The organism is Streptomyces sp. NPDC059853 (genome assembly GCF_042731495.1).
Lineage (GTDB): Bacteria > Actinomycetota > Actinomycetes > Streptomycetales > Streptomycetaceae > Streptomyces.
Window position 1 is genome coordinate 1 of record NZ_JBHWJL010000311.1, and the last position, 5851, is coordinate 5851.

The 5851-nt window shown below is 73.3% G+C and carries 2 protein-coding genes and 1 pseudogene; all 3 read left to right on the forward strand.

The genetic code is table 11. The annotated features are described in order from the left end of the window. The first annotated feature begins 153 nt into the window (after nt 1-153). Nucleotides 154-4902: a DNA repair ATPase gene (locus ACFV5N_RS23580; RefSeq protein ID WP_385603293.1), complete on the forward strand. Its 4749-nt coding sequence runs from the start codon at nt 154-156 to the stop codon at nt 4900-4902. Between the two features lie 113 nt (nt 4903-5015). Beyond that, nucleotides 5016-5666: a hypothetical protein gene (locus tag ACFV5N_RS23585; protein WP_385603290.1), complete on the forward strand. Its 651-nt coding sequence runs from the start codon at nt 5016-5018 to the stop codon at nt 5664-5666. An 89-nt stretch (nt 5667-5755) separates the two neighbouring features. Beyond that, nucleotides 5756-5851: pseudogene (locus ACFV5N_RS23590) on the forward strand (ATP-dependent Clp protease ATP-binding subunit); the annotation flags it as partial.

Below are 5851 nucleotides of genomic sequence, written 5' to 3' on the forward strand. Positions count from 1 at the left end.
CGCGGACCGGGAGTAGGCAACGGGATACGGGATACGGGAACGGTTGACGACGTGAGCACCCAGGACACCGAGGACACCCAGGACACGCGGGACGGCCGGACCGCCGAGGACACCCGGCTGGACGCCGGCACCTACGACGTACTGCGGGCCCGGATGTCGGCCGCCGCCACCGAACTGGCGGCCCGCGCGCAGACGCTCAACGCCCGCCGCATCGAGACCTTCGGCGGCAGCGAACTCGCCCTGCTCGCCACCGAACGCGTCCGCACCGACCGCGAGAGCGTCCCGCGCGACATCGTGCAGGTCGGCGGCGCGCTGCTGGCCGGCTACAACCCGCGCACCTCCGGCGGCGCCGGGCAGGAGACCACCGCCGTCGGCGACGTCCTCACCCTGCACCGGATCAGCGGCGAAGGCGCCGCGTCCGGCGGCCACTTCCTGCCCGCCCCGCCCGACGCCGTCCCCGGACTGCTGGACGACCCCGCGTTCCGGCGCGACTTCGAGAGCCTGCACCGCTACTTCCGGCAGGCCCAGCTGCTGCGGCTGCGCCTGACCGCCGGGCTGCTGCTCGCCGTCTTCCGCACCGGCGACCGGCTCACCGACATCCGCGTGCTGCGCTGGCGCGTCCACCCCGACGGCCGCCCCGAGTACCTGGACGCCAAGGGCGAACGCGACCACGTCTTCCCCGACCCGTACGACTTCACCTGGACCGACACCGGGCGCGAGCACCATGTGCCGGGCACCCACCCGCACGTCGCCATCGAGGACACGCTCTACGTCTCCACCGTCGGCGGCCGGCTCACCCTCAAGACCGAGAACGACACCGAGACCGCCGACGGCATCCACCACGAGCCCGTCGACGAACCCCTCCAGTCGCTCGCCGACGCCGACCTCGCCTACGCCCGCGTCGGCCCGCTGATCCTGCTGCGCGTCCTGCCGTACAACGAGAGCACCCACCGCTACCTCGTCTACAACCCGCGCACCCAGGAGGTCGTGCGGCTCGACGGCATCGGCAAGGCGTGCCGCACCCTCCCCGACGACCAGGGCATCATCTTCCCCGGCGGCTACTATCTGGCCGCCGCCCCGCCCGGCGCCGCCGCCCGCACCTTCGAGGCCACCGACACCGAGGGCCTGGAGTTCGAGAAGGCGATCCGCTCGCCCAATGGCGAGGACGTGCTGTATGTCTTCCACGCCCCCGCCACCGGCCGCACCCTCCTGCTGCCCTACAACCTGATCCGCAAGGAGGTCGCCAACCCGCTGCCCTCGCACGGCTTCGCGCTGTTCGACGACGGCACCCTGGCGATCAGCCGGGCCCCCGAGGACGGCGAGCCGGCCCGGGTCCACCCGGTGCAGGTGTGGCGCAGCCCGTTCACCTCCGACGCGTACGCCGCCGCCGCGCCGGCCCCCGACGAGGGACCGCTGACCCGGATCGGCAACGCCGAACTGGTGCGCGGCATCTCCGACGCGCTCACCGTGGCCCGGATGGCGGGCGAACTCGCCCCCGGCACCGCCGTGTTCGAGGCGATCACCGCCGCCTGCGACCGGCTCACCGACCAGTACCACTGGCTGGGCCTCGACGGCCTGGCCGGTCTCGACGAGCCGACCGCCACGCTGCGCGCCACCGCCGAGCAGGTCATCGACGAGTACCAGCGGGTCCAGGAACAGCGCGCCCGCGCCGCCGAGGCGCTCGCCGAGGCCCGGGCGGACGCCGACCGGCTCATCCGCCGGGCGCGCGGCGAGGCGCCCAAGGGCGCGGCCGAGTGGGTCACCGTCCTCACCGAACTGCGCCGCGCCCAGGGGCACACCGAGTCGCTGCGCGAGGTGCGGCACATCGACCTGGACGCCCTGACCGCCGTCGGCGAGCGGCTGGCCGAGTCGCTGGCGGCCACCGGCCGCCGCGCGGTGGCGTTCCTCTCCCGCGAGGAGGCGTTCGACGACACCCGGGCCGCCATCGAGGCGCTGACCGAGCGGGCGGCGGCGGTCGACAGCGTGGCGGTCGCCGATCCGCTGCTGGCCGAGATCGGCGAACACGCCGACGGGCTGCGGATCGTCACCGACGTCATCGGCGGCCTGGACATCGCCGACGCCACCGTGCGCACCGGGCTGCTGGAGCGCATCGGCGAGGTGATGGGCGCCGTCAACCGGGCCCGCGCCGTCCTGGACGGCCGCCGCCGCGAACTGCTGGAGCGCGAGGGCCGGGCGGAGTTCACCGCCGAGTACGCGCTGCTCGGCCAGGCCGTCTCCGGCGCGCTGGCCGCCTCCCGCACCCCCGAGGAGTGCGACGAGCAGCTGGGCCGGCTGCTGCTGCAACTGGAGAACCTGGAGTCGCGGTTCGGCTCCTTCGACGACTTCCTGGCCCGGCTGGCCGCCCAGCGCGAGGAGATCTACGAGACCTTCTCGGCGCGCAAGCAGGCCCAGCTGGACGAGCGGGCCCGGCACGCGGAGCGGCTGGCCGCCTCCGCCGCCCGCATCCTGTCCACCATCACCCGGCGGGCCACCGCGCTCACCGGCCTGGACGACATCAACGCCTACTTCGCCGCCGACCCGCTGGTCGAGCGGGTGCGGGCGACCGCGGGCGAACTGCGCGACATCGGCGAGCGGGTGCGCGCCGAGGAGCTGACCGGCCGGCTGAAGGCCATACGGCAGGAGGCGGCGCGGGCGCTGCGCGACCGGACCGACCTGTTCGGCGCGGACGGCACGGTGCGGCTGGGCCGGCACAGCTTCGGCGTCAACACCCAGCCGATCGATCTGACGCTGGTGCCGCAGGACGGCGCCCTGTCCTTCGCGGTGACCGGCACCGACTACCGGGCCCCGGTCACCGACCCGGAGTTCGCCGCCACCCAGGACTTCTGGGACCAGCCGCTGGCGTCCGAGTCGCCGCAGGTGTACCGGTCGGAGTACCTGGCCGCGACCGTCCTGGCCCAGGGCGCCACCGAGGACGACGAGGCCGCGCTGCTGCCGCTGGTGCGGCAGACGGCCCAGGCCGCGTACGACGAGGGGTACGACCGGGGCGTCCACGACCACGACGCCGCCCGCATCCTGGCGGTGCTGCTGCGGCTGCGCGCGCACGCCGATCTGCTGCGCTACGGGCCGGGGGTGCGGGCCGCCGCCCAGCTGTTCTGGGCGTACGGGGCGGCCGAGGCCGACCGGCGGGCGTGGACCACCCGCGCCCAGTCGCTGGGCCGGGCCCGTACCGCCTTCGGACAGGTGGCGGCCGTGGAGCGGCTGTCGGCCGAACTGACAGCGGCCATCGGGGCGTTCGTGACCGAGCGCGGACTGCCCGAGGCTCCCGGGGACACCGGCGGCTATCTCTTCGAGGAACTGGCGCTGGCCACCGGCGACGCCCCGCGCTTCGTCGCCGGTGCCGCGGCCCGCACCCTGCTGGAGGACTTCCGCACCGCGCTCGGCACCTCGGGCGCCAAGGAGTTCGCGCAGGACGTGGCCTCGCTCGGCGACGACCTGGCGGCCCGGCACCAGCTGGTGACCGCGTGGCTGGCGGCGTTCACCGAGTCGACCGGCCGCGAGGCGACCGACCTGCCCGAGGCGGCGGTACTGGAGCTGTGCGGCGAGCAACTGGACCACCGCGCCGTGGACGCCCCGCTGACCGCCGCCGTGGACGGCCTGCTCGGCACCCACCCCCGCGTCGTCTCCGGCGAACTGCCGCTGCGCCTGGATGAGTTCCTGTCCCGTACGGCGGAGTTCAGCACCCACCGGGTGCCCGCCCACCGGCGCTATGTGCGGCAGCGCAACGCGCTGCTGGAGGCCGAACGGCGCCGGCTGCGGCTGGACGCCTACCGGCCGCAGGTGATGTCGGCGTTCGTCCGCAACCGGCTGCTGGACGAGGTGTATCTGCCGCTGATCGGCGACAATCTCGCCAAGCAGCTGGGCACGGCCGGCGAGGAGCGGCGCACCGACAGCCAGGGCCTGCTGCTCCTGCTGTCGCCGCCCGGCTACGGCAAGACGACGCTGATGGAGTACGTGGCGGCCCGGCTCGGCCTGGTGTTCGTCAAGGTGGACGGTCCGGCGCTGGGCCACGACACCACCTCCCTCGACCCGGCGGCGGCCCCCGACGCGGCGGCCCGCCGTGAGGTGGAGAAGCTCAACTTCGGCCTGGAGATGGGCAACAACGTCTTCCTCTACCTGGACGACATCCAGCACACCTCGCCCGAGCTGCTCCAGCGCTTCATCCCGCTGTGCGACGCGCAGCGCCGGATCGACGGGGTGCGGATCGGGGACGGCGAGGCGGTCACCTACGACCTGCGCGGCAAGCGGTTCGCGGTGTGCATGGCGGGCAACCCGTTCACCGAGTCCGGGACCCGGTTCCGGGTGCCCGACATGCTGGCCAACCGCGCGGACGTGTGGAACCTGGGCGATGTGCTGTCCGGGCGCGAGGAGTTGTTCGCGCTCAGCCACATCGAGAACGCCCTCACGGCGAACCCGGTGCTCGCCCCGCTGGCCGCGCGCGAACGCTCGGACGTGGACCTGCTGGTGCGGCTGGCGCGCGGCGACGAGTCCGTCACCGCCGACCGGCTGGCGCACCCGTACGGGGCGGCCGATCTGGAGCAGATCCTGTCGGTGCTGCGGAAGCTGCTGTACGTGCAGCGCACGACGCTCGCGGTCAACGCGGCGTACATCGCCTCGGCGACGCAGGACGACGCCAGCCGCACGGAGCCGCCGTTCCGCCTCCAGGGCTCCTACCGCAACACCAACAAGCTGGCGGAGCGGATCGTCCCGGTGATGAACGACGCCGAACTGGAAGCGCTCATCGACGACCACTATCTGGCGGAGGCGCAGACCCTGACCACCGGCGCCGAGGCGAACCTGCTGAAGCTGGCGGAGCTGCGCGGGCGGCTGAGCGAGGAGCAGCGCGAGCGCTGGGAGGAGATCAAGCGGGCGTATCGGCGGTGAGCGCGGGACGTTCCCCGCTGCTACGGCGGTGTGACAGAACGCGGACGTACGGTTCCTAAGGTGGGAATCACCTGAAAGAAGCAGTACGCAACAGCATCACGGGGGAGTTCCACGTGTCACACCGCAAGAAGCTCTGGCTGCGCGCCGCCGTTCCGGCCACCGTCCTCGCCCTGGCCCTGACCGCGTGCGGCGGGGACGACGACGCGTCCGACGGAGCCGGCGCGCAGGAGACCGGGCAGAGCCAGGACCAGGACCAGGACGCGCAGGAGGACGCCCCGGCGGAGGACGAGGCGTCCGAGGAGCCGTCCTCGGGCAGCTTCGCGCTCGGCGAGACGGCCGGTCCCGCGCCGTACGAGTACAGCGACGCCACGGCCCAGCTGGAGATCACCGTGCAGAAGCTGGAGCAGGGCGACATCGCCGATGTGGAGGCGGCCGGTGTCTTCGACGCCGAGGACATCGCGGGCCGGACGCCGTACTACCTGTACGTCGACTACCAGCACGTCGGGGGCGAGGAGCTGAAGTACGGCCGGCCCGGCAGCGAGCTGCGGACGACGCTCAGCGACGGCAGTTACGTGCCGTCGGTGATCATGATCGGCGACCTCGGGATCCCCGGCGGCTGCCCGGCGAGCGAGGAGCCGGACACGCTGGCGGAGGGCGAGGGCTTCACCGACTGCGACATGTTCCTCATCCCGGAGGGCACCGAGCTGGGGGAGACCGTGTGGACCGGTGCCGACGACAGTGAGTTCACCTGGAAGCTGAACTGAGCGCGGCGGTGGCCGCCGGTCCCCGGACCGGCGGCCACCGTGTCAACCGAGGGTTGACACTCGGCGGGGTGTCAACCTAACGTTGACGTATGACCGCAGCGCAGGAACCCACCGCCTCCGTACGCCTCGACGACCTCATCGAGGCCATCAAGAAGACCCACACCGACTCCCTGGCCCAGCTCAGC